We start from the raw sequence: 26,126 nt of genomic DNA, 5'->3' as shown, positions 1-26,126 counted from the left end.
ACAAAAAACAATCATTTTTAGTCAAAATCACTCAAAATAAGGCAAATTTTTTTATAAATAGTCAAAATCATTCATCAATATAAGTTATTACTATTAATTGAATATGATAAAAAAACAAGCAATGTGAAATTCACACATTGCTTGTTTTTAATTTAATTTATTTTTGTTCTATTGGTTTTTTTAGCAATCCTAACATGAAAGCTGTAACGAAAGAACCAATTAAGATAGCTAGAATATAAAGTAGAGGATTTCCTTTAACTATTGGAATTACAAACAGTCCACCGTGAGGAGCAGGCAATCCTATATTGAATACCATTGAAAGTCCGCCAGCTATAGCTGCTCCTACAACTGCTGAAGGTATTACTCTGCCTGGGTCTCCTGCAGCAAAAGGTATAGCACCTTCTGTTATAAAACTTGCACCCATTATATAACATGTTTTACCTGCATCTCTTTCTTGTTCTGTAAATCTATTCTTAAATATTGTAGTTGCAATAGCTATTCCTAGTGGTGGCACCATACCGCCTGCCATTATTGCAGCATGTGGATAGAAGTTTCCTCCACTTATCATAGCAATACCAAATGTGTAAGCAGCCTTGTTTATTGGACCACCCATATCTATAGCCATCATTCCACCTAGTACTAAACCAAGTATAACTTTGTTAGCTGTACCCATTGAGCTTAACCATCCAGTTAACGCTGTGTTAAGAGCTTTAACTGGGTTTATTATAACAAGGAACATTATTGCACCAGTAATAAGTATTCCAAATAGAGGATATAAAAGTACTGGCTTTATACCTTCTAAAGACTCTGGAAGTGGAGCAAATACTTTCTTAAGAAGCACAATTGAATAACCACCCAAGAAACCTGCAATTAATCCACCTAAGAATCCAGCACCATTATTAGCAGCTATAAGTCCACCAACCATGGCTGGAGCAAATCCTGGTCTATCAGCAATACTCAAACCTATGAATCCTGCAAGAACAGGTATCATTAGTGAGAATGCATTACCTCCACCTATGTCCATTAATAACTTAGCAATTGGGCTAAAGGCTGGATCCTTAGGATCAAAGGCTTTAATACCGAACATAAAGGATATAGCTATTAGTATTCCTCCCCCTACTACGAAAGGAAGCATATTTGAAACACCACTCATAAGATGTTTATAGAACCCTGTCCTTTCATTCTTGCCTTCCCCTGAATCTCTACCACCACTATGATGATAAATTGGTGCATCTCCAGCTATGCCTTTATTTAACAGTTCTTCAGACTTCTTAATAGCATGAGCTACAGGAACTTGAATTACTTTCTTTCCCTCAAATCTAGCCATTTCAACTTGTTTATCTGCTGCTACTATTATGGCAGAAGCCTTTGCTATTTCATCTTCAGTTAACCTATTTTTTATTCCTGTAGAACCATTAGTTTCTACTTTAACATCTATACCTAGCTCCTTAGCTTTATTCTTTAGTGCATCTGCTGCCATATATGTATGAGCTATACCTGTTGGACACGCTGTTACAGCTAGCACTAAACCTTTAGATTCTTTAATTTCATCAGTACTTACATTATTTTCAGCTTCTTGTGCTTCTAAGTATGCTTTTTCTTCTTTATCAACTATACTTAATATTTCATCTGCATCTTTTGCATTTATAAGATTTTTTCTAAAGTTTTCATTCATAAGCATACTAGATAATCTTGATAACGTATCTAGATGATCATTATGTGCTCCTTCACTAGCAGCTATCATAAAGAATATGTGTGCATTGTTTCCATCTAAAGAATCATAATCTATACCTTCCTCGGAAGAACCAAAAGCTAAGGCCGGAGTCTTAACTGCAGCTGTTTTAGCATGAGGAATAGCTATTCCATCACCTATACCTGTAGAAAATTGCTCTTCTCTCTTTAATATTGCTTTTTTATATTCTTCCTTATCATTTAATCTACCAGCACTATCTAACTTATTTACTAATTCATCAATTACTTCAGATTTTGTGCTTGACTTTAAATTGGGTATAATAGTATCTTTCTTCAATAACTCTGTTATTTTCATATACTTTCCTCCTTAATTATTAATAGATTTTATTAATTATGTTATTACTGAATTTATCTTAGGGGTAGCATACCTACTAGATATGTGCTGTAATATAATTTTATATATTTAACACAGAATTAATTTAAAATAAACCTTTATAGCGTATATTTAGTGTATACTATAAGTAAAATCATATTTTGTTCAATGAAAATTTTATATTTCAGTGACCTTCACTTGTGGAAGCAACTTTTCCACATCTTCTTTTTTACATAAATCCATTGAGAATGCAGTGGCACTTCCCGATGCAGCTCCCCATCTGAAAGCCTCAATAATATCTAAAGTTTGAGAATACTTTGCTAGGAAACCAGCTATTAGTGAATCTCCCGCTCCTACTGAATTTTTCACTGTACCCTTAGCTGGTGATGCATGGTAAACACCTTTACCACATATTAAAAGTGCTCCTTCACCAGCCATTGAAATTACTACATTTTCTGCTCCCATTTCTCTAAGCTTTTGAGCATAATGTATTATTTCTTCTCTAGTTTTGAGTTCTACATTAAATATTTCACCTAACTCGTGGTTATTAGGTTTTATTAAAAATGGATTATATTTTAATGTTGAAGTCAAAGCTTCTCCAGTAGTATCTACTATAATTTTTACTTTTTTACTAGAACACTTTTCTTGAATTAATGAATATATGTTTGTTGGTAATGATTTTTGTACGTTTCCAGCTAAAACTAAGAAATCATCAGAATTTAATAATTCTATTTTATTAAATAAGTTATCTAAATCCTTTTCACTAATAGCAGGACCTGCTCCATTTATTTCTGTTTCTTCATTAGATTTAAGTTTTACATTTATTCTTGTATCACTAGCTACCTCTATAAAATCAGTATCTATTCCTTCATTTTCAAGTGAAATCTTTATGAATTGACCTGTGAACCCTCCAATAAACCCCAAAGCTTTGTTCTTTACTCCAAGATTGTTCAGTACTCTTGAAACATTAATTCCTTTTCCACCCGGATATTTATTTTCATCAGCTACTCTATTTACTTCTCCAGGCTTGAAATTTTCAACTCTTATAACATAATCAATAGAAGGATTAAAAGTTATAGTATATATCATTTCCTCGTCACAACCTTTACTTTAGTTTTTTCAATATAACCTTCATACTGTTCTACTTCAGAGTTTGTTACAATAACAGCTTCATTTAACTCTGCTACTTTTACAAAACTAACTTCCCCAAATTTACTTTCATCTGCTAAGATAAAAGTCTGCTGAGAGTGTTTGATAGCACTTTCTTTAAGTATAGCTTCCTCAGAATCAGGTGTTGTAAAACCATATTCAAAATGTACACCGTTAATACCTAAAAAACATTTATCAAATCTAAACTTCTGCAAATTTTTAAGAGCGTCTAAACCTATAACAGCTTTTGTTGTAGCCTTAACTTTTCCGCCTAAAATATATGCGTTTATATTTTGTTCAATAAGAGCATTAATATGCTTCAATCCATTTGTAACTACTATTATACTTTCCTTATCAATATATTGAATCATCTCAAAGGTGGATGTTCCTGCATCTAAATAAATACTGTCTCCTTCTTCTATAAGAGATGCACAATACTTTGCTATGGCTCTCTTTTCTTCTACATTTTGTACTTCTTTTTCTTGGTAACTTAATTCTTCAAGTCTTCCCTTTGTTATCTTTGCTCCTCCATGAATTCTCTTCAGAGCATTTATACTTTCTAAGAAGGTAAGATCACGTCTTATGGTAGATTCTGATGATTTGGTTATGTCCACTAAATCATTTATCTTTGCTAAACCGTTTTCTCTTAAGTAGTCTAATATCAAAGCTTGTCTTTCTTCTGTTAACAATTGATATCACCCTCTTGCTTGTTTTATCTCTCTATGTAAACATTATAATACATAAATATTCAGAAATCAATCGTTTTCTTTCAAAATTAATCGAATATTCGATATACATTCCATTTTCAATCACAAATAATTATTTTGCATAATTTAACCTTTTGTCACTGCAAAACATATAATATATGGTAATCTTTTTAAGGAGCGTATAATAATGTTTTTCTGCAATTTTGCTTGTCCCTATAATTTTCTTTATCGTCAATTTCCTTCAACCATGTACCCAGGCTCAACCTATGTAATTCCAATAACTCAAATTCAGGGTACACCAGCAATGGCTCAAGTACCGCCAGGTTCTACATCAGCATCACCTACTCCAGTTGGTCCACCGCCTCCATTTATACCTAACAAGACAGATGCTTTATATCAGTCTATCGAGGGTGGTCCTGCTTCATTTCAAACTGTTCCTGCAAAGCTTACTACATGTAGATTTCAATATGTTTATATTTGGTTAAAAACTGGAGCGGAATTTTGGTCATGGGTAAGCTATATTTCCGGAAACACCATTTATGGATGGATATGGAATTCTAATACATGGACTCCACTTACGCTGGACATTAGAAATATCGAGGGTGTAGCTTGTTATACCCCAGCCCCGTAAATCTATTTAACTCTAAACAGTACTAAAATACTATTCATCAACTGCCTATTAATTATTATATAGATATCCACAGCTTAAATTTAACTTATACGTAGGGGTATATTACCAATGTTGAAGTCACATTTAAATATTTTTTTATTAGTCTTAGCGAAAATTTGATAAAAAATCTTAGAACTTTAGATATGTTTGAGCATAGCGAGTTTATCAAAGTTCTTTTATATTATTATGAAACTCATCTTCCTTTCGTCAGGTGAGTACTCACAGAGTAAGCGACCATATCAAAATCACAGATTTTGTATGTCTGCTTAACCGATTCGCACAAAATCACAGATTTTGGCTCTCTGCTTAAATTGGAGCTTTAGACTAATTAAAAATATTTAACGTGACGAAATATGGTAATATGTCTGGTCGTATAAGTTAAATTTCGGGCATGGTTATCTAAAAGGAGGTGTGATTTACCTTTGATTTACTGTTATCGTTGAGGCTCTCAATGTTGGTCACCTGTAGGTGATGTTAGTGGTACATTACAATCAAGTGTTCCATCTAAAACTCCACCAGCTTTTATTCCACCAAAATCCCAAGCTAAAAACTTTATAGATGTGTCAGGATTAACAATCAATGCAGACAGTTTAAAAACATGTATGCATAAATTAATTTATATATGGTTTAGGGATGGTATAAATTTTTGGGCTTGGATTTCATTCATTGGTGGAGGACATGCGGCTGGCTGGAGGTGGAATTCTCAGAATTGGATTAAGTTTGAGATAGATTTAAGAAAAGTAGATACATTTATTTGTTATGAATAGTTTAGAATGAGTTATTCAAAAAAGAACCCTATATAGTAAATTTGCTTACTATATAGGGTTTATTCAATTTTATAAAAGCTTAATATATTTCTTACATAAAAAACCTGTTTTTAGGTTAAATTAAATTATGAAAGGGAGTTTTATAATTGAAAAAGCATAATATTATAAACATTAGCCTAACCATATGTTTTTTTATAATTCAAGTTTTAACCACTGTATTTTTGATTGTTTTAAAGAAGCATGACTATATTTTAGAAATACTTTTCGTTACTTTTGTTTTCTTGATTTATACTTATATTGAATTTAAATATCAGTTATACATTCATAACTATATTAAAGCAGTGACTTATTTTTCAATATTATGTCACACTCTTATTGGCGAAGCTCTTGATTTCTATGTTAAGTCCTATATATATGATAAGATTCTTCATATTTTGGGCACCTATGCAATAACACTATTTATTTATGCACTGATTAATCAGATAATGCATACAGAATTAAATTTAAAGTATAAAGAATTTCTTTTTATTTTTTTACTTGGTATTAGTCTAGGAACATTTTTTGAAATTGCTGAGTTTATAATAGATATTACAATTAAGCCTAAAGTTCGTGCACAAACCAACTTAGTGGATACAAATCTAGATCTTATTTTTAATGCATTAGGATCTTTGATTTCCGCATTACATTTGAAGTTTACAAATTTTAAGTTAATACGAAAAAGTAATGAAAGTTAGGCTCTATAACTAATGCTTTTTATTTATTTGGATTTTATTTTTAGAAGCTTCTTATCTATTTTTTTTGATATATATTGTGTTATCAAAAATACTCCAATTGGACCTATTATAGCCAATAAATAATTTATAACTGTTAAAGTAAAAAAACTGTTGTTCATTTTTCTCACCTCTTAATGATTTCTCTATAGATATATAATACACATTTTTTATCTAATAATCAATATTATTAGATAAAAAATATCCCTATAATGCAAACACTATCAGTTTATTCAACTTCAATAAACTGATAGTGTTTATCTTTAATTATGAAAGATTATTAATTAATGCTTCAATAAAAGTGTGTTTCGAGAAGACCCTTTACTTTATATAAATAAATTAACATTAGAATCTTCTGCTTCCCCTAGATAGTATCCTACCCCTCCAATTTTAACTCCATCTATTAGCTCTTCTTGCTTAAGTCCCATTACGTCCATACTCATTTGACATGCAACTATTTCTATTCCGCTATCAATAGCTGCTTGGATTAACTCATCTAGTGAAGAAACGTTTTTGTTCTTCATTACCATTTGCATCATTTTTGTACCCATTCCAAGCATATTCATTTTAGAAAGCTTTAATTTTTTAGCTCCTCTCGGCATCATGAATCCAAACATCTTATCCATGAATCCCTTTGAAACACTAACTTTATCATGATTTCTTAAAATATTAAGCCCCCAGAAGGTAAAAAACATTGTAACTTTTTTTCCCATAGCAGCTGCTCCATTAGCTATTATAAATGAGGCCATTGCTTTATCTAGATCTCCACTAAATACAACTAATGTTTTGTTATCTTTTGGTGAAGTTGTAACAAAATTAGAAATATCATTTGAAGCAGAGTTATTGAATGCTATTGCTTTCTTTTTCCCTTTTCTTATGAAAGCAATAATGTTACCTTTATCCTTTTCCCTATTTAGTAATTCGTTATCTGTCCTTTTACACCAAGATCTTACATCCTCATAGAAGCCTTGGTCTGATGCTGTAACCTTTAAAACTTCTCCTTCTTTTATATCTTGTATAGCAGCATTAACCTGCATTAGGGGTCCTGGACAACATAATCCACAAGCGTCTAGATTTTTATCAAAACTTCCCTTTTTGTACTCTTCAGCAGCTTCTTTATATTCGTTAGTATTACTTTCTAAACTTACACTACTTTTATGGCCTCTTAAATCCATAGAACCACCATTATTGCTTTTATTCATTACAACATCTCTTGGTTTAAACTTAGTCATAGTATAAGTTTTGTATCCACCAGTTAGGTTTTTTACTTTAAAACCATTTGCCTCTAAAATTCTAGAAGCTATATATCCTCTAAGACCAACTTGACAATATATTAATATTTCTTTGCCTTTATCAAATTCATTTAGCCTATTTCTTAAAGCATCTACAGAAATATTTACAGCATCCTCTATATGACCATTATTATATTCTAAATCAGTTCTTACATCTACCAGTTGAGTTTTATTCTTGTCTCTGTTATCTATATATTCTGGTAGTATAACTTCTTCCTTACCAGTCAGAACATTTTCAGCAACAAATCCAGCCATATTTACAGGATCCTTTGCTGAAGAATAAGGTGGTGCATATGCAAGTTCTAGCTCTGTTAAATCATAAATTGTTCCACCAAGTCTCATAGTAACTGCTATATCGTCTATTCTCTTATCTACACCAACATATCCAAAGGCTTGAGCTCCAAGTATCTTGCCTTCATCATTGAAAATAAGCTTTATTGACATAGGTGCTCCACCTGGATAATACCCTGCACTTGAGTTAGGGTGAACATATATAACTTTATATGGTATATTCTTAGCTTTTAAAGTTCTTTCATTATTACCTGTACTTGCACCTGTTAAACCAAATACTTTTATAATAGCTGTTCCCATGGTTCCTTTATAAGTTGAATTTAATCCACATACATTGTCTGCTGCAATTCTTCCTTGTTTATTTGCTGGTCCAGCTAGTGCAATAGCTGTTTTACTTCCATTTACAAAGTCAACAACCTCCACAGCGTCTCCTACAGCATATACACCTTCTATATTAGTCTGCATTTTGTCATTTACTATTATATGACCTTTAGGGCCAAATTTTATTCTTGACTCTTTTAAAAATGTTGTATCTGGCTTTACCCCTATAGCAAGTATAACTATATCTGCATATAAGCACTTTCCACTATTCAGTATTACGTTCAATCCATTTCCTTCTTCTTTAAACGCCTTAACCCCGTCATTTAAAACAAGACCTACACCGTTATCTTCCAATTCCTTTTCTGCAAAAGTTACCATATCTGAATCAAATGGTGCTAATATATGCGGTGCTGCTTCAACTAAGGCTACATTTAAACCTCTCTCTCTAAGGTTCTCTGCCATTTCAACACCTATATATCCTCCACCTATAACAACTGCATTTTTTGTATTTCTGTTATCCACATAAGCTTTTATTTTATCAGTGTCAGGTACATTTCTTAGTGTGAATATTTTATCACTTTGTATTCCTTCTATAGGAGGCTTAATTGGGGCTGCTCCAGGTGATAAAATTAAATAGTCATAGTTCTCCTCATACTCTCCTCTATCTTTACTATTAACTTTTACTTTTTTATTTTTAGTATCTACTGATATTACTTCGCTGTTTACTCTAACATCAATTTTAAACCTTTCATTCATAGCCTCAGGCGTTTGTACTAATAACTTTTCTCTTTCCTTTATAGTTTCTCCTATATAGTAAGGTAAGCCACAATTTGCAAAAGATATATACTGTCCTTTTTCAAACATTATTATTTCTGCATTTTCATCAAGTCTTCTAAGCCTTGCAGCAGCAGATGCCCCACCAGCTACTCCACCAACTATTAATATTTTCTTCATAAACAATACCTCCAAATAATTATTAAATTATTTATTCTTCTTCACCTAAAAACAATTTAATTAATGCAGCAACTTTTTCGTTACAAACGCTGTAATATATTTCAAGACCATTCCTTCTACCCTCAATTATTCCTGCAGTTCTGAGTTTTTGCAGATGCTGAGATATGGTTGACTGAGGAGCATCTAAACATGTCTGCATATGGCTAACGTTGCATTCTCCTTTATCCAACAGACCTTTGACTATACAAATTCTTACTGGATGTGCTAATACTTTAAGGATTTCAGCAGTTTCATTATATTTAGCAAAATTCTTATCTATGATTTTCCCCTTCTTTCAAAGTTTACGTATAATCTTTATATTTATATATTACGATATAACGATTTAAAAGGTGAAAATTTTTATATAATTCATTTATTTGTACTTAAAGTATCTTATTTAAGCTTTCATAGGTATATTCTATAATTTCAGCACAACTAACACCATTTTTCTTTAAGTCTCTACAAATTTCTGTTCCATACTTTTCTTTAACAGCTTCCATTAACTGTTTTGTATATTTTCTAGCATCATTTACCTCATCACTGTTTTCTCTTCCCTTCAATGAACCTATTATTATTGCTGCCGCTCCCACAGCTCCACAGAAACTTCCTATAGTAAATCCAGCACCCATGCTGCTACCAAGGCTTATTGGTATATTAGTATTATGCTGTTCATTGTAGGATTTTATAATAGCTTCCCCACATGTAAATCCCTGTTTATGATATTCTGATGGCTTTGTCATTTTCTTTTCCTCCTAAATGTATATTTATTTTAATATTAATATTTCTTTAAAATCTCTCTATATACAATGCTCCGTCATATACTTTATTACATTGAATACTTTATCTTTTTCTTTGTTATCTTTCTAAAGGACGTACATAGGAACCTGTACCACCTATTACATCCACTACCTTGTAACCTTTTGATGTTAGCTCACTACAAGCTCTTGAGCTTCTTCCACCTGACTGGCATATGATGTGATACTCCTTTGATTTATCTAGATATCTCTCACTTTCCGTTAAGATTAAATTCATTGGAATATTTTTAGCAGTTGGTAAATGCCCTCTGGTGTATTCATAAGATTCTCTGATATCTATTAGATTTATCTTTCCAATTAACCCATCTAAATTATTAACATTTATTGAGCTAAATTTATTTCTATTAAAAAGCGAAAACATAATATCCCCTCCAATTTGAACAAATAGTTATTTTCTTAATACAAGTTGAATAAGTATATTAGCAACTTCTTATATACTTATATTATTCTCTAGTCCCAATTTTGTCAACACTTTTTTCTCTTAACCCCAGTTATAATTTTAACCTTGTAGTATTTTCCTCAAACTATACTCCTTTATTTAAAATTTCACTAAATAATATGTTAAGTTGACAACTATATTTAAATAAGAATAGTAATAAATATAAAAAACATCAATTAATATCACTTTATATTCTTTATTTACATTTATATTAAAATATGGTAACTTAGAAAATAAAAACCATAGATAAAACAAGTGATATCTATATTTAAATATAGAATTATGTAATTAAAATTTAAAAATAAGTGAATGTACTAAAGAAACTTAAAGATTATAGGGGGAAGTATTTTATGATTATCAATAATGACATTACATTAGACTACCCACACCTTAAACAAGCTGTTGAAACAAAATTAGCTAAAATAATACTATTTAATGATGGCTCAACAACTCGATTGCTCGAAACCTTAGTGGGTGATAAAGTAGTTGTAGATGTTCACATTCAGGATTTAGTTTCAAATAATAATTTACCAAAGGAAGGTATTAATTATTTTAAAGGAGATGGTCCGTACTTATTCCGGATTGCTTCCTTGTACTATAATGAAGAAGTACTTTCAAATAATGTTGTTATAGTACCGAAAAACATGTTAAACTTAAGTCTTCATAAAGAGTTAAAAAAAGGAAAAATTCCACTAGGTAAATTAATTAATGAAATAGATTATAGAAGGAACCTAATTTCTGGAAAAACAGAGGATTCTACCAAACTAAAAAGTTTATTTGCTCCATATGAATTAGAGCATGGAATATATCCAGTAAAAAAATATACTATTAATAGGAATGGAGAGTGTTGGTTTTATATCTGTGAAGTATTCCATTATAAAACAATACTCAAGTATTTTATAAAGAATGATATTCTTTGAATTAAATGTACCAAAATCATATAAACTTAAAAATATATCTTCAAAGTAAGCTATGCTTTTAAGTATAGCTTACCTCTTAATGTAACTAATTATTCTTTAAGTTTCTTATTTTCTTAAAAGTTCAATCCTTTCCTTAACTTCATTTAAACAATGAGCATGAGAACTGGTACTGTTTTGAAAAAATGTGATTGTTATAGCTTTATTTTAATTACAATAGTTTGCTTTTAATGTTTCAATTAGCTCAACAATTCTATCATCTTGTATTGAATAAGTAATTGTTAATCCACTTTTATTAGAATTCAATATTTTATGGGCCTTTAATATAGACAAATGCTGTGATAAGGCCGATTGAGTTAGATGATTCAATTTTTCATGAAGTTCACTTACAGTCATTGGCTTATCTATTAAATGACATACTATCATTAATCGATTTTCATTAGATAATACCTTTAATAATTCAGATATTTCTTTTGCTTTATCTAGCATTTATACACCTCCTGCACAAATAAGATAGTAAAATGTGAAATATAGTTTTAATTCGACTATGGATTATATAAGCATATTAGAAATTTATTAAATATTTATATTACCATAATACTTTTTTATTTATTAATGTCAACATAAAATTAGTTTAAATAAAAGCTCTGTATTTAGCATTTTTGCCAAAACAGAGCTTTTTCATTAAGCTTTAAATATTAATCCATAATGTTCAGTATTAATATCTACTTCTTCTAAAAATGTAAAGCCTAATGATTTAGATAGGCTTATCACTTCTTCTTTCGATACTCTCTCATTTACAGAAGGTCCATTCTCCATCTCTTTTTTCTCCCAATCGATTATATAAATACATCCTTCATCTACTAGTACTCTTTTTATTTCATTAAAAAATCTTACTTTATCCTCTATTTCATGAACAACATTACATACAAGAACGTAATTAATAAAGCTATCTTCTCTGGGAAAGAATATTCTTCACTATTTTTAAATTCTATATTTGATATATCTCCTGCTTTTTGTCTTGCAATATCAAGAATTTCTGTCATTATATCTACGCCAATTACATTTCCATTAGTAATAATTTTTGCAGCTGGTATAGTAAAATAGCCTATACCACAACCTATATCAAGTAATGTACCTTTATACCCTATTTTAAACTTTTTTAAAGTTTCTTCTGGCGGCATACTCTGTCTTCTTTTTGGATTATCTAATTTTTCTAAGTTTCTAATATCAAATTTATGCATTTTAATCAATCTCCTATTTAAAATATATTAGTATTCATGAAATCCACATATAAAAATTAATAGAGACAATTTAAAAACTGTCTCTATATATACTCTATCATCTTCAGGTATTATTTAACAGTATTTAATTTTAATTTTTAGTATAACCATTACCTAATCCATTACATCCTTTTCCCATTCCGTTTCCTCTTCCCCTATTCCCCTGTCTTTCACCATGAATACCAGTACAATTTTCTAAATTATTCTTTAATGTTACTTTTATAGCCTGGGCTTCTTCCTTAGTTATCTTTCCATCTGCAACTGCCTTATCAATGGCCTTGTTTCTCTCATCAAGTAATGCTGCTTTAAACTGTTCTTCTGTCATGCCTTTTTCCTTTGCTAAATCATACATTGTCTTTCCTGAATTAAGTCCATTTGTTATTTCTTTTTCTGTCATACCAAGGTTATTTTTTAAGATTGACTCCACATAATCATAACCTCTCATAGCTGTAGCTCTTCCAAGTCCAGCCCTTTGATAAGTACTATTAATTCCATTAGCACCATTAGTTGATCCTGTACTTGCATATGCTGTTGCACCAATACCTACTGCAATAGTCATTGTTAAAGCTATTATTAATTTTTTCTTTCTCATTTTTTATTCCTCCAATATATTTTATTTAGTACCTCTTGGATACAGTACTATAATAAAACATATTTAGTACAAAAAAGTGTCCTAATTGTGTTATATTTGTAAAAATAGAATTTATAATTTAATGTTATTTTTTCCAGATGCATTATTCAAAAACTATATAAAGTCCACAATTATTTCACATTTTTAAATAACAGGAATGCTATAATAAAATTGCTTAAAAGAGGAAGGTGATAATATGGATAAAAGTATTTTAATAGCAGATGACAATATTGAAATCATTAAAATTCTTAAGCCTTATATTGAAAAAGAGGGTTTTAGTATTATTACTGCTTTGAACGGAAAAGAGGCATTACATAAATTTAAAGCCCATAACCCTCAACTTATTTTACTTGATATTATGATGCCATTACTGGATGGCATGGAAGTCTGTAAATTTATTAGACAACAATCAAATACTCCAATAATAATGATTACTGCTAAAAGCGAAGATGCTGATAAAATATTATCCTTAGATAATGGTGCAGATGACTATATTGTAAAGCCTTTTAGTTCTGGTGAAGTAGTTGCAAGAATAAAAGCAGTTCTTCGTAGAATACAGCCCTTAGAAAAATCTTTACCTACTGTAATAAACTATCCTCCCCTTGAAATAGACATAACCAACTATTCAGTAAAGCTTGAAAATAAATTTATTAATTTAACCAAAAAAGAAATTGAGGTATTGTGGCTACTTTCCAGTTCACCTAACACAATTTTTTCTAGAGATTCTCTATTAGATAACATTTGGGGAGTAGACTATTTTGGAGATCCAAGAACTGTTGATACTCACATTAAAAGAATAAGAGCAAAACTTAACTTAAATGGAGAGTATTATTGGGATATTAAAACTATTTGGGGATTGGGATATAAATTTGAGGTGAAGGATGTTTAAAAAAAGTATTACTTTAAAGCTTACTTTTGGTTTCTTAACTATAGTTGTAATTTCAACACTTTTAATCGGTATCATCGCTTTGAGCATATTTAAAAATAATATATATGAAGTTAAAAGAAATAATATGAAAAAACATGCTCATGAGGTTTCATATATTATCTCTCCCCTACTTCAGAGAAAAACTACTGCAGAAGATACCAATAATATTTTAAATATTATTGATTCCTTCTCAAATTCAAAGATATGGATAGTTAACTCAGAAAAGAAACTCTTAGCTATCTCTAAAAATGAAAATAATATGGTTGTTGCCATTAATAATTCAAATGTAGAAAAAACCTATAATACTCTTATAAGTAACGGACTAATAGGTATTGAAAGCTCAGATGAATTATTAAACCCATACTATGAAAAAGAAATGATGACAATATCTGTACCTATTAAGGATAACAGTAATAAAACAATTGGCGTGGTGCTTTTACATTCATCTATTACTGATCTTTCAAATTCCATGGATAACTTCTTTTTATATTTAATTTTAGCTCTTATTGGAGAAGTATTTATTGCCGGCTTTATGGCATATTATTTTTCTAAAAGCATATCAAAACCAATAAAAAAAATAAACTCTTCAGCACTTGAAATGGCACGAGGTAACTATGGCATTAAAACAAATATTTATCTTAAAGATGAAGTTGGTGAACTCGCCTCTTCTTTTGACTTAATGTCACTAAAACTTAGACATACAATTGATCAGCTTACTCAAGAAAAAACAAAGCTTAGTAATATTATGACCAGCCTTGGAGATGGTATTATTGCTTTGGATACTAACCTTGACATAATAAATATTAATACCTCAGCTGTAAGACTTTTATCCTGTGACCTAAAGGAAGTAAATATTGATATTAAAACTATTTTAAAAGATTTAGATTTGGAAAGCTTTATAAAATCCTCAATGGCTAGTAACAGAAAAGAATGTGTATCAAAAAAACTTCATAATAAAACACTTAATTTCTCCTTATCACCAATCAGTATAACCTCAGATAAAGTTATAGGTATCGTAATCCTTATACAGGATATAAGTGAAAAGGAAGCTGTAGAGCAGATGAGAAAGGATTTTGTGTCAAATGTATCTCATGAATTTAGAACACCACTTACCATAATGAAAGGAAACTTGGAGTCTATAATTGATGGTATCATTTCTCCTTCAGATGTTCCTGAAAGCTGTTCAACACTCTTGAAGGAGACTAATCGACTTGAAAGAATGGTAAGAGATTTACTAGAGCTTAGCAAATTAGAATCCGGTAAAGTTCAGGCTAATTTCTCTAAAGTTGATACAAACTTACTGATTAAGGATATATCTAGAACCATAAAGCCTTTGGTTATAAATAAAAATATCAATTTAGTCCTTGATTCAGATAACAATCTGCCACCTTTATTTAGTGACTATGATAAATTAAAACAGCTATTTCTAATATTCTTAGATAACGCTATTAAATTTTCACCTTCTAGCAGTGAAATCAAAATTAAATCAACCCTAGCCAATGATTCTATACAAATCTTCATCATTGATAAAGGTATTGGCATAGATTCATGTAATATTGAACATTTAGGAGAAAGATTTTATAAAGAAGATAGCTCAAGAAGTTCATCAAACACTGGTACAGGTTTAGGCATTTCAATAGCCAAAAAGTTAATTGAACTGTTAAAGGGTGACTTTTCAATTCATAGTAAATTAAATAAGGGTACAACTATAAAAATTAACTTACCAATTATAAAAAGTTTAAAGGAGTAAAGCTATGAGACACAACTTCCACTGGGGTCTAGGTTTTTATAGCCCCTATATTATGACTTTAATAGTACTAGTAATGGCCATCATTATTTACTTTGCATTAAAATATAAAGCTCCACCTAATATATATTTCATTAAAGTTTTAGATACTTTAAAGGAAAAATATGCTGAAGGTCTCCTTAACTATGATAACTACATTGAACGTAAAGCTATTATTGAAGAATATGAGTATTTGAATCCTTACTCATTATTGATTCTTGAAAGATATGCTAAATGTGAAATAGATATTACAGAATTATTTAAGCTTAAAAAAGTTATTGAAAATGAAACTATTAATTCATCAATACGTGAAAATTTAGCAAAAGGAGTGCTGTCTTATAATGATTATGAAAAATATAATAAGTAACAAAGTTATTTAAAAAAATAAATTAGTTAAAAACCTTCGCTATATAATATTAGCAACTATTCTTGTTTTTATTACTATACAATCATATGACCGACCCTTGGGCTGCTTATGGACATGTAAGTGAAGGAATCTCCACTCTTATAAGTGAATTTTTAATTGGTTCTATACTATTATTAATTACTATGGTGGGTTGTATATTATATGATAGATTCTTCTGTAAGTATCTTTGCCTTATGGATGCCTTTTATGGAGTAGTATCAAATAAAATCAGCTACAAATTCTGATTTAGGATAGTTAAATATTTCTTCAGCAGTTCCTATCTCATGGATTTCACCATTTCTCATAATAAACAAACAACAAAAAGGAAATATTTGTTTTCTTTAGTATAGATTCTCCCATTAACAAATCACATAAATTCTGGAAAGTCATCGAATAATGACTTAAAATATTATTGGCATTTGACAATAATGCCTGGTTTTATTATAATATGAATTGAAAACAAAAATAATAATTAAATTTATTGAGAAATGTTTATGGAGGAATGTTTTATGAAAATAGCAATTCCAATTGACGGAGATATAGTAAATCAACATTACGGAAAAAGTAAAACCTTTATTGTTGCATCAATTAATGATAATAATATAGAAACTATTGAAGAATTATCTACTTCTTCTCTTGCTCATGAGCATGAAGGCTTGGCAGATTTATTAGTTAGAAATTCTGTAACTATTGTAATTGTAGGTGGAATAGGTATGGGTGCACTGACAGCTTTGGAAGAAAAAGGCCTTAAAGTACTAAGAGGAACCTCTGGAAAATATAGAGATGTTATCAATGCTTACCTAAATAATAGTTTAAAAACAAAAAATGTAATCTGTAATCACCATGATTGTTAAGCTTATAGGGTTCCACAGTGAAAACTTAACTTATACTCCAGAATATGTTGACAAACTTCAACACGTTAAAAACTTTTAATCAGTCTAAAGTTCGTGTTTTAAGCAGAGAGCCAAAATCTGTGATTTTGTGCGAATCGCTTACTCATCTGACGTAAGGAAGATGAGTTTCATATAAACTAAGAACCTTATATAAACTCGCTGCACTCAAACATATATAAGGTTCTAAGATTTTCTAAAACACTTCACTAAGACTGATTAAAAAGTTTTTAAATGTATATTCAGTTTTGTCAAGATATTCCTACGTATAAGTTAAGTTTGGAGCTTGCTACCATATAAGCTGATCAATAACTTTTTACTTAGTAAAACCCTTCACTTTTAACAAGCGTAGTGAAGTTAAATCTTTCACCTTTACGTTAGCAAATCTTCACTAAATTTAGTTATTTGTCCTGTATTATTATATATAAATCTGTCTCTAAACACATATTTTAATTTTTCAACAGCTTTTTCCCCAGTACAATGAGAAACACCTATTAATTGACCTGTATCAAAAATAATATTTATATTATCAACTTGAATATAAAAAGATAACCCATGTTCATTATATAAAAAAGAATTATCATAAGAATTATTTTCTATCAAAGTTGTTATTTTCACAGTGATTTAATTCCTCCTGGTATAGAAAGTTATATGTAACTACTAATCCTTTTCACTATGCCTATTACACATTTTGTGACAAAAACTACTTTTTTTGCTACACATCACATCACTTGACCCACATGACGGACAAATATTTCTATCTTCTTCATATTTTATTTCATATATATTACCACAAGTTATACATTTAAATTGGCAAACATTTCTTGTATAGTTTCCACCACTTATATTTATTGCTTTTCCTTCTATAATAGCAGTTGCAATCTTTTTTCTTGCACTATCTATTATGTTTTGAAAGGTTTGTCTTGAAACATGCATTCTTTCGGCACATTCTTCTTGATTTAATTCTTCAATATCTTTAAGCCTCATTGCTTCAAGCTCTTCAACCTTTATTGTTATATCCTCTATTTCACATTTTCTTCTACCTGCTGGTATAAAGTATGTATATTCTGGTAAGTTTTCTACTCTTCTACACTTGATTGGTCTTGGCATTTTTTATCCTCCCTGCATTTACTACATAGTCCAACTAAAATAATATTTATATCGTTAATATCAAGATTTTTAGTTTTTTCTATATAGTTATTTATTCTAATGTACTCTAAATTAATATTACTATCCTCTATGTCTATTATACTATTACAATTAATACATTTAAAATGAATATGCAGAGGTTTTTTGCTATATATTTTTAATTCATAATAACTTATTCCATTTATATTAATTTCCTTAGTTATACCTAATTGAGTAAATACCTTAAATCATCTCCTATATACATATTGGCATTTGCCATTTTCATCTTACTCCTATTTATGGTTATTGTCAAATGCCAATTATAAATATTGACTTAAATTTGTAAACAGATTAATATTAACTGTAAATACAACTAATTTTCACATGAAAATATAATAAAAAATGATTTAAGTATAGGAGATAAAAAAATGAAAACCAAAGTATTTTTAGTAAGACATGGTGAAACTGAATGGAATAGATTGGGTAAGTTTCAAGGATGCAAAGATATAAACTTATCGGAGGAAGGTGTTGTACAAGCTCAATATCTGTCTAAAAAATTTAATGACAATTTTGATTACATATATACAAGCCCCTTAAAAAGAGCAATGCAAACAGCAGAAGTTATTGCTGCTAATAAAGAAATTAGGCCTATTATAGTGAATGAATTAAGAGAAATAAATTTTGGTGAATGGGAAGGTCTAACCATAAAAGAAATATCAAATAATTTTCCAGAAGAATTTAATGATTGGAGAAATGATAAAGTTGAAGCTCCTATGTGTGGTGGAGATTTAAGTCTAAAAAACGCAAGTAGAAGAGCTAAAAATGCTATAACTGAAATTGTAGCTAGACATAAGGAAAAGAAAATATTAATAGTAGCTCATGGTGGAATAATAAAAGCAGGGTTAATTGGACTTTTTGAATGGGACATGACAATGTATCATAAAATCAACTTAGGAAATACTGCAATTTGTGAAATAGATTTTGACCTTGACTTAAATCCAACTATCGTTAAGATAAATGATACAAGCCATCTGCCTAATAATTATATTATTAAATCATATGTATAAATTAACTCTGTCTCAGTTCCTACAAGAAAAAAATTAAGTGGTTAAAAGCCAAATTGACTTTTAATCACTTATATTTAATTTTTTTTGCTATCAAGCCTTTAGTTGTCCTACTTTTGGTAGACTCTCTAATATTTTTATAATTCCATTATGGCAGGCTTTAAATTGATTTGTTAAATCTTTTCCTGCATATAAACTAAAATGAGTTCCTCCACCCCAACCTGGAGCTAAACTTACATCATATACTATTCCATCAACAGCCACATACGCAGGTGCTCCACTAGAACCATCATATTTTGATAATTCTTCTAAAGTAAACTGCTTTTGAATTTCTCTCAATCTATTGTTATTCATTTTTTCTTTACATACTATACTTATTAATTCTTTTGCTTCTTTTATTTCATTTTTTATTAAACATCCATAATAATTTTTAATATATGGACATGCTACAATCATCATATTTTCAGTATAGTAAGTTATTTTTTCCTGAATACTAAAAAGCTTCTGCATCAACTCAAAATCCAATTTACTCTTCCTCCTTATTTTTAGAGGTTAATAATAAAAGAATATTTTCTAACACTTCTTTTGATATTATATGAATTTTACTTTCTAATTCTTTGCTAAGTCCTAATTTAAAACTAACACTATTTACTTCAATTCCAATAATATATCCCTTTACAGACTTATAATATAGCTTTATTAAATCTATTGCACTATAACTATGTTGAGTGAAATAATTTTTTTCATATTTATAGTTTTCTAAAGTGCCAATTGTTATTTCTCCTGGATTTTTGCCGTAATAAGCAGCATCTACCACAAATATAAAATCTCCATCTTCTATTAAAGAAATACAGTATTGAAAATCCGTTTCCCCAATTATAACTTCCACATTATTATTTATAAGTTCTTCTTTTATTTTTTCTGCTACAGCAATACCAATACCATCGTCTTCCATCAGGGTATTCCCTATTGCAATAGCCTTAACCTTCATATATGTTTTCTTCCACTTCTACTTTAGTTTCTAAAAAACCACTTATTCTCGTGATAGGATTAATGGTAAATGTTCCTACTACCCAATCCGGATGACAAGGATAACCTGGCAGTTTTATAACTTCACGGTTTATTAACGTATCTACAATATTATAAAAACCATTTTCACTAGTAGACACTGCTCCATCTACCAATAATATAAACTCAGTATTTAGGGTATTTAGAAATCCTTCAAAAGCAAAATCTCCCTCTGAAGTCATTAGGGTATTATTATACGTTAAGTTAACTAATTCCGTTAGAATGTAATTAAGTCCAGGATTTTCACTATTTAAAAAAGACATAATGTTTCCTGAACACCCAGTTACTTCAAGCCATATAGCATTTAATTTTTTTACCTGTCTATCTTTAATTAATCCTATAGCTTCCTGTGTCAATACTTTAGAATTACATTCTTTAGTTATGGTAAGCGGACACACTATTCTGTTCTCTAAAGTCATCTATATATCACTGCCTTTATTCTCAATTCTCTATATTAATTATATAATTAATATTTATTTAATATGACTGAATATCTTTGTATGTAAATAATCTTTTACAAATATTAAGCTTATTTGTTTTCTCCATATTTCCTCCATAATTTAATTCTATAATTAAACTAAGAACATAAAGCGATATTAACTCTTTATATATCTTTGGAAAACGAATATTATCTTAAATAAAACTAGATTACCATGAAAAGGAGGGATTTTCACATGTTTTGCGGTTATGGATTTTACAATTATGGTTTAGGTACTTGGGGATTTTTAATGATGGGTATAAGAATGTTACTATTTGTGGTTTTAATTGTTTTAGGTATAAAGTTAATAAAAAACTATATTTCATCATCAAATAATGCTATAAAAATACTAGATGAAAAATTTGCAAAAGGAGAAATTAGTGAAGAAGAATATATTAAGAGAAAAAACTTTATTACTGAAAAAAACTAGAGATTATTCTCTAGTTTTTTCATCTAGTGGATAACCTATGTTATATAAAGTATAATATACATTGAATAAGCTTGTAAATAATACAATTAAGACGAAAATCTATAAATCAAAAATTCTTTATAATTAAGTCTTATTATCGTACATGAGGTGGGATTATGAATAATATAAAACAAATACTAGTAGTTGATGATGAGCTAAAGATCTTGGAGGTAGTAGAAGCTTACCTTAAAAAAGAAGGCTATAAAGTGGTAACTGCTGAGGATGGAGAAACAGCACTATCAATATTTAATAAAGAAACTATTCACTTAGTTATTTTAGACTTAATGTTGCCTAAAATTTCTGGTGAGGATGTTTGCAGTAAAATTAGAGCTGTTTCTGATGTTCCTATTATTATGCTCACAGCCAAAACTGAAGAAGACAATAAGATTGAAGGATTCGCCATCGGAGCAGATGATTATTTAACTAAACCATTTAGTGCTCGCGAATTAGTAGGTAGAGTTAAAGCTCTAATTAGAAGAACCTATAGAGATACTAGTCCTCTTGCAGAGCATTTAATTTTTAATAATGGCGACTTAGAGGTGGATATTAGAAAAATGGAAGTTAAGAAACGTGGAGACAAAGTTAATTTAACTACTAATGAATTTAAAATTTTAACCTCTTTATTAACTAATCCTGGTCAGATATTTTCAAGAGAACACTTAGTTGAAAATGCTTTTGGAATAGATTATGAGGGTTTTGATAGAACTATAGATTCTCATATAAAGAATATTAGACAAAAAATTGAGGATAACCCAAAGGAACCTAAATATATTATTACTGTATATGGTATGGGCTATAAGTTTGGAGGGAGTTAAATGAAGTTATCTCTAATGAAAAAGCTATCTCTAGGTTTTCTTTTATCTGTTATAGGTTCCTTAATTATAGCCAGCTTTATATCAAATTATATGATTGAAAAAAAATTTAATACCTATTTAGTTGACGAGCATAAAGCAAAGGTAAATAAAGTTACAAATCTAATTGAGGATTTATATAATAGTAAAAATAATTTCTCAGATTCTAGTAAAAGTGAAATATTAAGATATGCAATCTTAGAAGAACTTTTTATAGAAGTCAAGGATGTAAATGGAAAAGTTATCTTTAATTCTGGTAACTCTCATTTGCAGCATACAAAAATGATGGGATCAATGATGCATAATTCCTCTGGAATGAATTTGGGTGACTATACGGAAGAAACACATCCATTAGTAAAGGATAATAAAAATGTTGGCAATATAATTATTGGATACTTTGGTACCTCATATTTCACTAAAGATGCTCTAACTTTTGAAATGACACTAAATCACTCCTTTGTGTTATCAGCCTTTATAGCACTAATTTTTGGGTTAAGCATTGGTTTTATTTTGTCAAGACAACTTTCATCACCCATAGTTAAAATTACTAATGTAGCAAATGAAATGAAAAATGGAAACCTTGAAGTTCGCTCTAATACTCTTTCTAGCATCAAAGAAATCCACGAACTTTCTACATCAATAAATTATTTGGCTGAAACTCTTCAAAAGCAGGAAGATCTCAGAAAAAGATTAACCTCTGATATGGCTCACGAAATTCGAACTCCCCTTTCAACACTTAAAACTCACGTGGAAGCTTTATTAGATGGAATATGGGAGCCTACCCAGAAAAGGCTTGAAAGTTTTTATGATGAAATAGAACGACTCACAAAGTTAGTAGAAAATCTACAGAATCTAGCAAAAGTAGAACAAGCTAACCAAAATCTAAATAAAACAAAATTTAATTTATCAATAGAACTACAAAAAATCTTAGACTCCTTTGAACCTCTATATTCTAAAGCTAATTATAAAATAATACCTAACATCAATCCAAATATATTTGTACTAATGGATAAAGATAAATTAAAACAAATAATGCATAACTTACTTTCCAATTCTTATAAATACTTAAATAAAGATGGTGTAGTTAAAGTTTCACTTATAGATGAAAAAGACACCATTATAATTGAAGTAGAAGATAATGGAATAGGTATTCCTGAAAAAGATCTACCTTATATTTTTGAAAGATTTTATAGAACAGATATTTCACGAAATAAAAATACAGGTGGTTCTGGTATAGGACTTACTATTACTAAAACACTAGTAGAAGCTCATGGCGGTAAAATATATGTTGAAAGTACATTAGGTGAAGGAAGTACTTTTACAATAAACCTGCCTAAATCAATAGTTTTTAAATAAACTTAATTTAGATGGGGTTTGTCTTAATAATCATTACAACTACACTGACCATAATAAAAACACACTTTAGTATACACTGGGTAAGTTAATGATATTTTTACTTTATGGTGTGTTAATACTTATTTTTAAAATAAATATACAAAGAGCTTCTATACTACTATTTAGTTTTATACGAAAGCTTATGGGATCTTCTATTATCGTTATAGGACTATACATCCTAGGTGTCTTAAACCTTAAAGAATCCATAGGAAATTCCTGTACACTTGCCAGTTCTAAACTTTGTCATGTATAATAGATTTGTTGAATTAATGCTTCTTGCATCAATTCAACAAATCTATTATAACTTACAAGCTTAGGAAAATAAGGTTTGAGAACATTACAAAATGGAACAGCTTGAGTAGCTACATTTGCTGAAATAGCTAAAAGTGCTACTTCGAAAGCAGTATCAAACCCTAAACCGAATAAAAAAACAAGAGGATATACATGCAAACTCTTATTAATGAAGTGATAAAATGATCCCAAAAAACGCGAAATAAAACCACGCTATAATATTAGATATACCTCCTTTGTTGATTGTGGTGGGCAAACTACTTCCATATTACATTGGAGGTATTATTTTTCTACTCATAGCTAGAAGCCTTTTAGAACCACAGGTATAACCTGTGGTATTCAAAATAGAATAAATTTTATTACAATATTAACTTAATCCACATATTTCCTTCATAATTATTCCGTATAATTAATGAATATAAAAATAATAACTATATTTTAAAGGAGAGATTATTAATGAAGAGTATCAGGAAAAGACTATTATTAGGCTTTAGTCTTATTTTAATTTTACTTATCACACTTGGCATCATAGGACTCTATGAAATGAAAGAAATAAACTACAATGTAGAACATATATATTCTGAGCAGTTAAATGGCATTAATTATATAAAAGAAGCCGAATATTACATAGTTAGAGTTCAAAATGCAGAAAAAAATGTGTTATTAGCATCTACTATAGAAGAAAAAAAAGAACATTCCATGCATTTAGAAGAATTCTATTCTAGTGGTATTATAGGAAATCTAAATAACCTTAAGAACATAGTTCATCAAGATGATTTTAGAAAAATCGATGACTTAATAAATAGGATAACTGAAATACAAAAACTTGAGATGAATATAATTAATACAAGTATTAATGGAAACAACGCAGAAGCTCTTACCCTAACCAAAGAAGCTGATACAAAGTTTCAAGATATTGAAAAAATTACAGATGAAATAGCAAAAGATAAGTTATCTGAGGCTAAAAATAGTTATATACAAAGTATAAATATATATAATAGAGACATTAAACTAGTTATTGGATTCATAATAATAGCTTCTATTATTAGTTTAACTGCAGCAATCAGAATGTCTTCTTCAATTATAAATCCATTAAATAAAAGTGTACAATTTGCTAAAGAATTAGCTGAAGGCAACTTAAAAAATAATATGAATTTAAAATTGAAAGACGAATTAGGTGAATTAATAAATTCCTTAAATAATACTGGTGAAAAGTTAAAAGATATAGTCTCACAAATTAAATCCACTTCCACAGAGGTTACCTCAGGTAGTGAACAGTTGTCTGCTTCTATAGAAGATGTAAATAAAGTAATGAATGGAATAGGACAAAAAATCTCAGAAATTTCTAATAGTATACAGAACACCGTTTTTTCTGTGGAAGAAATTGATACAAGTATTCAAAATATATCTGAAAGTTCAAATGAAGTGTCTATACTTACTAGTGAAGCAAAAATCGAATCATTTACTTTAAAACAATACGCAGAGAAAGGCAAAGACTCTGTAGATATAGCTATACATTCAATGATTGATATTGAAAAGGCGGCTGGAGAAGTAAAGTTTTCTATTAATGAATTGGATGTATTGTCTAAAAAAATTGAAGACATTACATCAATGATTGGAAATATAGCAACCCAAACTAATATGCTAGCTTTAAATGCAGCCATTGAAGCTGCTAGAGCAGGCGAACACGGAAAAGGCTTCTCTGTAGTAGCTGAGCAGGTTAGAAAACTTGCTGAAGAAAGTGCTTCTGCTGCTAGCAAAATTGAAAGTATGATTTTAGAAGTACGAAATAAAACAGAAATTGCTGTAAGTACTATAAATATAGCTGAAACTAAAGTTAAAGAAGGAAGTACTGTTTCTAAAGAAACTGCTGATCATATTAATCTTGTTATAAGAAATACAAATATGTTATTAGAAAGAATAAATTCAATAACTAAACAAGCTTCTAATCAAGCAATATCAACGAAAAAAATAGCTAAAACGATGAAGAATATTGTTACGAATGCTCATAATGTTGGTTCTGCATCTCAGGAAATAACCGCTAGCATAGAGTCACAAATAGCAGTCATAGAAGAAATTTCTTCTACTTCTGAAGAATTGTCTTCTATGACAGATAGTTTAAACGATATGGTGGGATATTTTAAAATATAAATACTATAAAAGCAAAAGAAGTTAATGGTTACATGAGAACGCACATAGGTTTGTGTAAAATATAATAGATAGGTTGAAACTTATTTGGAAATTACTATGAGGATTTCTTCC

At 29.4% G+C, this 26,126-nt stretch carries 31 protein-coding genes and 2 pseudogenes; 13 read left to right on the top strand and 20 right to left on the bottom strand.

Annotated elements, in window-relative coordinates:
* Positions 1-157 precede the first annotated feature (157 nt).
* From HGI79_RS15745 to HGI79_RS15735, 3 genes are all read right to left on the bottom strand, one after another.
* The gene (locus HGI79_RS15745) at positions 158-2,047 is read right to left on the bottom strand and encodes a PTS fructose transporter subunit IIABC (RefSeq protein WP_185651647.1); all 1,890 of its coding nucleotides are present in this window, start codon (positions 2,045-2,047) and stop codon (positions 158-160) included.
* Positions 2,048-2,242: 195 nt separating this feature from the next.
* Complete coding sequence (pfkB, locus tag HGI79_RS15740) at positions 2,243-3,154, bottom strand: 1-phosphofructokinase (RefSeq protein WP_185651646.1); 912 nt, start codon at positions 3,152-3,154, stop codon at positions 2,243-2,245.
* On the bottom strand, positions 3,151-3,903 hold the full coding sequence (locus tag HGI79_RS15735; RefSeq protein ID WP_185651645.1) for a DeoR/GlpR family DNA-binding transcription regulator: 753 nt from the start codon (positions 3,901-3,903) through the stop codon (positions 3,151-3,153). The genes pfkB and HGI79_RS15735 overlap by 4 nt, the downstream gene beginning before the upstream one ends.
* 205 nt (positions 3,904-4,108) lie before the next feature.
* On the opposite strand from HGI79_RS15735, the gene HGI79_RS15730 reads away from it, so the two are divergent.
* A complete protein-coding gene (locus HGI79_RS15730; protein ID WP_185651644.1) occupies positions 4,109-4,552 on the top strand; it encodes a hypothetical protein in 444 nt (147 codons plus the stop codon).
* A 487-nt stretch (positions 4,553-5,039) separates the two neighbouring features.
* Here HGI79_RS15730 and HGI79_RS23340 read toward each other — a convergent pair whose 3' ends face one another.
* Positions 5,040-5,171, bottom strand: a complete 132-nt coding sequence (locus HGI79_RS23340) for a hypothetical protein (RefSeq protein WP_278046723.1) — start codon at positions 5,169-5,171, stop codon at positions 5,040-5,042.
* A 22-nt stretch (positions 5,172-5,193) separates the two neighbouring features.
* On the opposite strand from HGI79_RS23340, the gene HGI79_RS15725 reads away from it, so the two are divergent.
* Together HGI79_RS15725 and HGI79_RS15720 are read left to right on the top strand one after the other, a co-directional pair.
* Positions 5,194-5,358, top strand: a complete 165-nt coding sequence (locus HGI79_RS15725) for a hypothetical protein (RefSeq protein WP_207725795.1) — start codon at positions 5,194-5,196, stop codon at positions 5,356-5,358.
* Positions 5,359-5,504: 146 nt separating this feature from the next.
* The gene (locus HGI79_RS15720) at positions 5,505-6,092 is read left to right on the top strand and encodes a hypothetical protein (RefSeq protein ID WP_185651643.1); all 588 of its coding nucleotides are present in this window, start codon (positions 5,505-5,507) and stop codon (positions 6,090-6,092) included.
* A gap of 23 nt (positions 6,093-6,115) precedes the next feature.
* Here HGI79_RS15720 and HGI79_RS23335 read toward each other — a convergent pair whose 3' ends face one another.
* From HGI79_RS23335 to HGI79_RS15700, 5 genes are all read right to left on the bottom strand, one after another.
* Positions 6,116-6,250 (bottom strand): hypothetical protein, encoded by a 135-nt coding sequence (locus HGI79_RS23335; RefSeq protein WP_278046722.1) that lies wholly within the window; start codon positions 6,248-6,250, stop codon positions 6,116-6,118.
* Positions 6,251-6,454: 204 nt separating this feature from the next.
* A complete protein-coding gene (locus HGI79_RS15715; protein WP_185651642.1) occupies positions 6,455-8,986 on the bottom strand; it encodes a CoA-disulfide reductase in 2,532 nt (843 codons plus the stop codon).
* A gap of 31 nt (positions 8,987-9,017) precedes the next feature.
* A complete protein-coding gene (locus HGI79_RS15710; protein WP_185651666.1) occupies positions 9,018-9,305 on the bottom strand; it encodes a helix-turn-helix transcriptional regulator in 288 nt (95 codons plus the stop codon).
* Between the two features lie 103 nt (positions 9,306-9,408).
* Positions 9,409-9,765, bottom strand: coding sequence for a C-GCAxxG-C-C family (seleno)protein (locus HGI79_RS15705; RefSeq protein WP_185651641.1), 357 nt, complete (start codon positions 9,763-9,765; stop codon positions 9,409-9,411).
* A gap of 115 nt (positions 9,766-9,880) precedes the next feature.
* On the bottom strand, positions 9,881-10,201 hold the full coding sequence (locus tag HGI79_RS15700) for a rhodanese-like domain-containing protein (protein WP_185651640.1): 321 nt from the start codon (positions 10,199-10,201) through the stop codon (positions 9,881-9,883).
* Positions 10,202-10,629: 428 nt separating this feature from the next.
* Here HGI79_RS15700 and HGI79_RS15695 point away from each other — a divergent pair, with 428 nt between their 5' ends.
* On the top strand, positions 10,630-11,199 hold the full coding sequence (locus HGI79_RS15695) for a chorismate pyruvate-lyase family protein (protein ID WP_185651639.1): 570 nt from the start codon (positions 10,630-10,632) through the stop codon (positions 11,197-11,199).
* A 204-nt stretch (positions 11,200-11,403) separates the two neighbouring features.
* Here HGI79_RS15695 and HGI79_RS15690 read toward each other — a convergent pair whose 3' ends face one another.
* From HGI79_RS15690 to HGI79_RS15680, 4 genes are all read right to left on the bottom strand, one after another.
* On the bottom strand, positions 11,404-11,685 hold the full coding sequence (locus HGI79_RS15690; protein ID WP_185651638.1) for a helix-turn-helix transcriptional regulator: 282 nt from the start codon (positions 11,683-11,685) through the stop codon (positions 11,404-11,406).
* A gap of 195 nt (positions 11,686-11,880) precedes the next feature.
* A complete protein-coding gene (locus tag HGI79_RS23330) occupies positions 11,881-12,015 on the bottom strand; it encodes a hypothetical protein (RefSeq protein ID WP_278046721.1) in 135 nt (44 codons plus the stop codon).
* An 86-nt stretch (positions 12,016-12,101) separates the two neighbouring features.
* Entirely contained in the window at positions 12,102-12,440 is a 339-nt protein-coding gene (locus HGI79_RS22890) for a bifunctional 2-polyprenyl-6-hydroxyphenol methylase/3-demethylubiquinol 3-O-methyltransferase UbiG (RefSeq protein WP_241428235.1), read from the bottom strand.
* 130 nt (positions 12,441-12,570) lie between these two features.
* Positions 12,571-13,071, bottom strand: coding sequence for a hypothetical protein (locus HGI79_RS15680; protein WP_185651637.1), 501 nt, complete (start codon positions 13,069-13,071; stop codon positions 12,571-12,573).
* Between the two features lie 235 nt (positions 13,072-13,306).
* On the opposite strand from HGI79_RS15680, the gene HGI79_RS15675 reads away from it, so the two are divergent.
* From HGI79_RS15675 to HGI79_RS15660, 4 genes are all read left to right on the top strand, one after another.
* On the top strand, positions 13,307-13,999 hold the full coding sequence (locus HGI79_RS15675; protein WP_185651636.1) for a response regulator transcription factor: 693 nt from the start codon (positions 13,307-13,309) through the stop codon (positions 13,997-13,999).
* On the top strand, positions 13,992-15,788 hold the full coding sequence (locus HGI79_RS15670) for an ATP-binding protein (RefSeq protein ID WP_185651635.1): 1,797 nt from the start codon (positions 13,992-13,994) through the stop codon (positions 15,786-15,788). The genes HGI79_RS15675 and HGI79_RS15670 overlap by 8 nt, the downstream gene beginning before the upstream one ends.
* A gap of 4 nt (positions 15,789-15,792) precedes the next feature.
* Positions 15,793-16,191 (top strand): SHOCT domain-containing protein, encoded by a 399-nt coding sequence (locus HGI79_RS15665; RefSeq protein WP_185651634.1) that lies wholly within the window; start codon positions 15,793-15,795, stop codon positions 16,189-16,191.
* A 548-nt stretch (positions 16,192-16,739) separates the two neighbouring features.
* Positions 16,740-17,084 carry a NifB/NifX family molybdenum-iron cluster-binding protein gene (locus HGI79_RS15660; RefSeq protein WP_185651633.1) on the top strand — a complete coding sequence of 115 codons (345 nt, stop codon included), beginning with the start codon at positions 16,740-16,742 and terminating at the stop codon, positions 17,082-17,084.
* A 408-nt stretch (positions 17,085-17,492) separates the two neighbouring features.
* On the opposite strand, the gene HGI79_RS15655 is transcribed toward HGI79_RS15660, so the two are convergent.
* From HGI79_RS15655 to HGI79_RS15645, 3 genes are read right to left on the bottom strand one after another with little or no spacing between them, the layout of a single operon-like run.
* On the bottom strand, positions 17,493-17,738 hold the full coding sequence (locus HGI79_RS15655; protein WP_185651632.1) for a hypothetical protein: 246 nt from the start codon (positions 17,736-17,738) through the stop codon (positions 17,493-17,495).
* A gap of 42 nt (positions 17,739-17,780) precedes the next feature.
* Positions 17,781-18,230, bottom strand: a complete 450-nt coding sequence (locus HGI79_RS15650; protein ID WP_185651631.1) for a DUF134 domain-containing protein — start codon at positions 18,228-18,230, stop codon at positions 17,781-17,783.
* Positions 18,200-18,445 carry a Fur family transcriptional regulator gene (locus HGI79_RS15645; RefSeq protein ID WP_395939552.1) on the bottom strand — a complete coding sequence of 82 codons (246 nt, stop codon included), beginning with the start codon at positions 18,443-18,445 and terminating at the stop codon, positions 18,200-18,202. Before HGI79_RS15645 ends, HGI79_RS15650 begins: the two co-directional genes overlap by 31 nt.
* Before the next feature lie 231 nt (positions 18,446-18,676).
* Here HGI79_RS15645 and HGI79_RS15640 point away from each other — a divergent pair, with 231 nt between their 5' ends.
* Positions 18,677-19,315, top strand: a complete 639-nt coding sequence (locus tag HGI79_RS15640) for a histidine phosphatase family protein (protein WP_185651630.1) — start codon at positions 18,677-18,679, stop codon at positions 19,313-19,315.
* A gap of 90 nt (positions 19,316-19,405) precedes the next feature.
* On the opposite strand, the gene HGI79_RS15635 is transcribed toward HGI79_RS15640, so the two are convergent.
* The 3 genes and pseudogenes from HGI79_RS15635 to HGI79_RS15625 form a co-directional block, all read right to left on the bottom strand.
* Positions 19,406-19,837 (bottom strand): cytochrome b5 domain-containing protein, encoded by a 432-nt coding sequence (locus HGI79_RS15635; RefSeq protein ID WP_241428234.1) that lies wholly within the window; start codon positions 19,835-19,837, stop codon positions 19,406-19,408.
* Position 19,838: 1 nt separating this feature from the next.
* Entirely contained in the window at positions 19,839-20,303 is a 465-nt protein-coding gene (locus HGI79_RS15630; RefSeq protein WP_185651629.1) for a hydrogenase maturation protease, read from the bottom strand.
* Between the two features lie 70 nt (positions 20,304-20,373).
* Positions 20,374-20,799: pseudogene (locus tag HGI79_RS15625) on the bottom strand (Ni/Fe hydrogenase); the annotation flags it as partial.
* A gap of 255 nt (positions 20,800-21,054) precedes the next feature.
* On the opposite strand from HGI79_RS15625, the gene HGI79_RS15620 reads away from it, so the two are divergent.
* From HGI79_RS15620 to HGI79_RS15610, 3 genes are all read left to right on the top strand, one after another.
* Positions 21,055-21,288 (top strand): SHOCT domain-containing protein, encoded by a 234-nt coding sequence (locus tag HGI79_RS15620; protein ID WP_185651627.1) that lies wholly within the window; start codon positions 21,055-21,057, stop codon positions 21,286-21,288.
* Positions 21,289-21,443: 155 nt separating this feature from the next.
* Positions 21,444-22,142: a response regulator transcription factor gene (locus tag HGI79_RS15615; RefSeq protein ID WP_185651626.1), complete on the top strand. Its 699-nt coding sequence runs from the start codon at positions 21,444-21,446 to the stop codon at positions 22,140-22,142.
* Positions 22,143-23,534 (top strand): HAMP domain-containing sensor histidine kinase, encoded by a 1,392-nt coding sequence (locus HGI79_RS15610; RefSeq protein ID WP_185651625.1) that lies wholly within the window; start codon positions 22,143-22,145, stop codon positions 23,532-23,534.
* A gap of 369 nt (positions 23,535-23,903) precedes the next feature.
* On the opposite strand, the pseudogene HGI79_RS15605 reads toward HGI79_RS15610, so the two are convergent.
* Positions 23,904-24,077 (bottom strand): annotated as a pseudogene (locus HGI79_RS15605) (HoxN/HupN/NixA family nickel/cobalt transporter); the annotation flags it as partial.
* Between the two features lie 243 nt (positions 24,078-24,320).
* On the opposite strand from HGI79_RS15605, the gene HGI79_RS15600 reads away from it, so the two are divergent.
* Positions 24,321-26,015 carry a methyl-accepting chemotaxis protein gene (locus HGI79_RS15600; protein ID WP_185651624.1) on the top strand — a complete coding sequence of 565 codons (1,695 nt, stop codon included), beginning with the start codon at positions 24,321-24,323 and terminating at the stop codon, positions 26,013-26,015.
* Positions 26,016-26,126: the final 111 nt, after the last annotated feature.

Source organism: Clostridium sp. DJ247 (genome assembly GCF_014231265.1).
The sequence above is the reverse complement of the archived record's forward strand: the minus strand, read 5'-3'. Positions and strand labels throughout refer to the sequence as shown.